The following is a 3,257-nucleotide window of genomic DNA, read 5'->3' on the forward strand; positions in this document are numbered from 1 at the left end:
GCGTAAGGGGCCGGCGAACACACCTTCCGAGTCAGGCCGATAAGGGCGATTGTGTCCGCGTATTTTAAGCGGACGCAATTACCCTTAACGTCAGGATCGCCATGCGCCAACGTAAGTCCTACCCGAAATCCTTCAAAACCCAGGTCGTCCAAGAGTGCGAACAGCCCGGTGTTTCCGTGGCGGCTATTGCGATGAGACACGGTATCAACGCCAATGTCGTTCGCCGGTGGCTACCGCTTTACCGTGATCAGCAGGCAGTCGCGCTACCAGCTTTCATTCCTTTGAAAGTCGAACCAAAACGAAAGACCGAAGCGTTGGCGATCATTGAATTACCGCTCAGCCAGCAAACGCTCACGGTGAAGTGGCCAACCTCCGATCCCGAAGGGTGCGCCCGATTCATCCGTGGACTCGTCCAATGATCCGCATCGATTCCATCTGGCTCGCCACCGAGCCGATGGACATGCGCGCAGGCACCGAGACCGCGTTGGCCAGGGTGATCGCGGTGTTTGGTGCGGCGAAGCCGCACTGCGCTTACTTGTTCGCCAACCGCCGCGCCACTCGCATGAAAGTGCTGGTGCATGACGGCTTTGGCATCTGGCTGGCTGCTCGCCGGTTGAATCAAGGCAAGTTCCACTGGCCAACCGTTCGTCATGGCTCGGAATTAGAGTTGGATACCGAGCAACTTCAGGCTTTAGTGCTGGGCCTGCCTTGGCAACGCGCGGGGACTGGCGGTTCGATCACACTGCTTTAACGGCTGCCATTAGCCTATCGGTCTATCGCCCCGACCTGCCTGCTCTGGCAAAATTCGTGGCATGACTTCTTCGCCCAATCTCGACCAAATGTCCTCTGAGCAACTGCGTGCCTTGGCAGCGCAGTTGCTGTCGCAGGTCGACACCATGGGCAAGAAGATCCATCGCGACCAAACCGTTATCGAGAAGCTGACCCACGAGATCGCGCAGCTCAAGCGCTTGAAGTTTGCCAAGCGCAGCGAGCAGTTGAATCCGCAGCAGGCCAGCTTGCTCGATGACCTGATCGATACCGATATCGCGGCGATTGAAGCCGAGCTTCAAGCCTTGCAAACTGCTCCACCGCCGACCGAGAAAAAGCAAAAGCCTAAACGCACGGCGTTGCCGGCGGAGTTTCCGCGCACGTTGATTCATCACGAACCCGACAACACTCACTGCCCATGTGGCTGCGCACTCAAACGCATTGGTGAGGACGTCAGCGAGAAGCTGGACTACGCGCCCGGCGTATTTACCGTCGAACGCCATGTCCGTGGCAAATGGGTCTGTAATGACTGCGAAACGCTGATCCAGGCACCCGTTCCGGCGCAGGTCATCGATAAGGGCATCCCGACCGCCGGGTTGCTGGCCCACATCATGATTGCCAAGTTTGCCGACCATCTGCCCCTTTACCGCCAGGAATCGATTTTTGGTCGGGCAGGTTTGGCGATTCCACGTTCAACTTTGGCTCAGTGGGTTGGCGTTACTGGTGTGCAGTTGCAGCCTCTGGTCGATGCGCTGCGCGACGTAGTGCTCGGGCAGCAAGTCATCCACGCCGATGAAACACCGGTGCAGATGCTCGCCCCGGGTTCGAAGAAAACCCATCGCTCTTATGTTTGGGCCTACGCCACCAGCCAATTCTGCGAAACAGAAGCTGTCGTTTACGACTTCAGCCCCAGCCGCGCCGGTGAGCATGCTCGCAACTTCCTGCAAGACTGGAAAGGCAAGCTGGTCTGTGACGATTTTGGTGGTTACAAGGCCAGCTTCGAACTCGGTGTGACCGAGATAGGCTGCATGGCCCATGCGCGGCGCAAATTCTTCGAACTACATGCCACCAACAAGAGCATGCTCGCCGAACAGGCCCTGCGCTACATCCAAATGCTGTACGAAATCGAACGTGAAGTCCGCGACTTGGAACCGGATCTACGCCACCGAATACGACAGGAAAAAGCCGTACCGGTGATGGATACGCTGCATGCCTGGATGACCGCCCAGCGTGATCTCGTGCCCGAAGGCTCGGCTATCAGCAGAGCACTGGATTACAGCCTGAAACGCTGGGCAGCGCTATCGCGCTACCTTAATGACGGGGCCGTCCCCATTGACAATAATTGGTGCGAGAACCAAATCCGGCCGTGGGCACTTGGGCGCAAGAACTGGCTCTTTGCAGGTTCACTGCGCAGTGGCAAACGAGCGGCTGCGATCATGAGTTTGATCCAGTCAGCACGGCTTAATGGACATGATCCGTACACCTATCTGAAGGATGTTCTGACGCGGCTGCCCACACAGCGAGCGAGTGAGATTGCGGCGTTGCTACCGCATCGGTGGCAACCGGTGTAATTACATCAGGTGGGGGCACTTCCCACCGTCAATATCATTCTTGGCAATTTGGGTGCTTTGGGTGCGCTCTCTGCACCCGACCTGCACCATCGCCACTCCATATAAACCCAGGAACACCCAGTCCCACATTCACCCAACCCTTATAAGCACCCACTGAGTACTCAGCGAGCCCTAATCCGCACCTAAAAAACACCGTCTACTTATCGATGCCTTTCAACCGAAAGCACTGTAGACGCACCTACTCCACACCACTACAACCCCGACGCCGCCCCTAACGCCCTGAGACAACCCGAATCAACACCCATATCGCACCGAGGGCGATAATGTCGTGGCGCATATGTGCCTCATTCGAGTTCATTCACGCCTGCACTGATCAAACAAGCATTGGACTCCAGTTGCCTGGTCACGCAAGGGGGGGACAAGCCAAAGCTAAAACATGGCCAATTGAATTATGCGGAGCTTGATAAAGGCGCGCAGCCGATTGGGATGTCAGCAGCAAGCCCCGCGCGATTCTGGTGATGACATGCGTGCAATAGGCGGCAACACGGCGAGGGGAGCGGCATTTCGGCGCACAAATCCGTCCGCGTCGCCCGGTGGCCCGGCAAGCCGATCGGGGTGGCTGAAAACACTCTCGAATCAGTGCCAAATTGGGGGGACAGAAATCAGTTAAAACACCGTCTAATGTAATTATACGAACTGACACATGTGTTACCTCTGCTTTCCTGCTCTCCCAGGGTGAAATACCCGGAAGTAATTCTCCGAAATTCGAGGAAAGGCTCAATAGGCATGATCCGTATGCTTATTTGAAGAACGTCCTCACGCGCCTGCCGACGCAGCGGGCGAGTGCAATTGCTGAACTACTGCCGCATAGATGGCAACCGGTTTAGTTGCGCAAGACGGGATGCCCGGACGCATACG

General features: G+C 56.7%; 3 protein-coding genes and 1 pseudogene. All 4 read left to right on the forward strand.

The window, feature by feature from the left end; all coding sequences use genetic code 11:
- The first annotated feature begins 101 nt into the window (after window positions 1–101).
- Window positions 102–419 carry an IS66-like element accessory protein TnpA gene (gene tnpA / locus ACRESJ_RS21095; RefSeq protein WP_431759631.1) on the forward strand — a complete coding sequence of 106 codons (318 nt, stop codon included), beginning with the start codon at window positions 102–104 and terminating at the stop codon, window positions 417–419.
- Entirely contained in the window at window positions 416–751 is a 336-nt protein-coding gene (gene tnpB / locus ACRESJ_RS21100; RefSeq protein ID WP_431759632.1) for an IS66 family insertion sequence element accessory protein TnpB, read from the forward strand. The genes tnpA and tnpB overlap by 4 nt, the downstream gene beginning before the upstream one ends.
- A gap of 61 nt (window positions 752–812) precedes the next feature.
- Window positions 813–2,339, forward strand: a complete 1,527-nt coding sequence (tnpC, locus tag ACRESJ_RS21105; protein ID WP_431759633.1) for an IS66 family transposase — start codon at window positions 813–815, stop codon at window positions 2,337–2,339.
- Window positions 2,340–3,112: 773 nt separating this feature from the next.
- Window positions 3,113–3,226 (forward strand): annotated as a pseudogene (locus ACRESJ_RS21110) (transposase domain-containing protein); the annotation flags it as partial.
- Between the last annotated feature and the right edge of the window lie 31 nt (window positions 3,227–3,257).

It is taken from the genome of Pseudomonas sp., from assembly GCF_050739655.1.
GTDB lineage: Bacteria > Pseudomonadota > Gammaproteobacteria > Pseudomonadales > Pseudomonadaceae > Aquipseudomonas.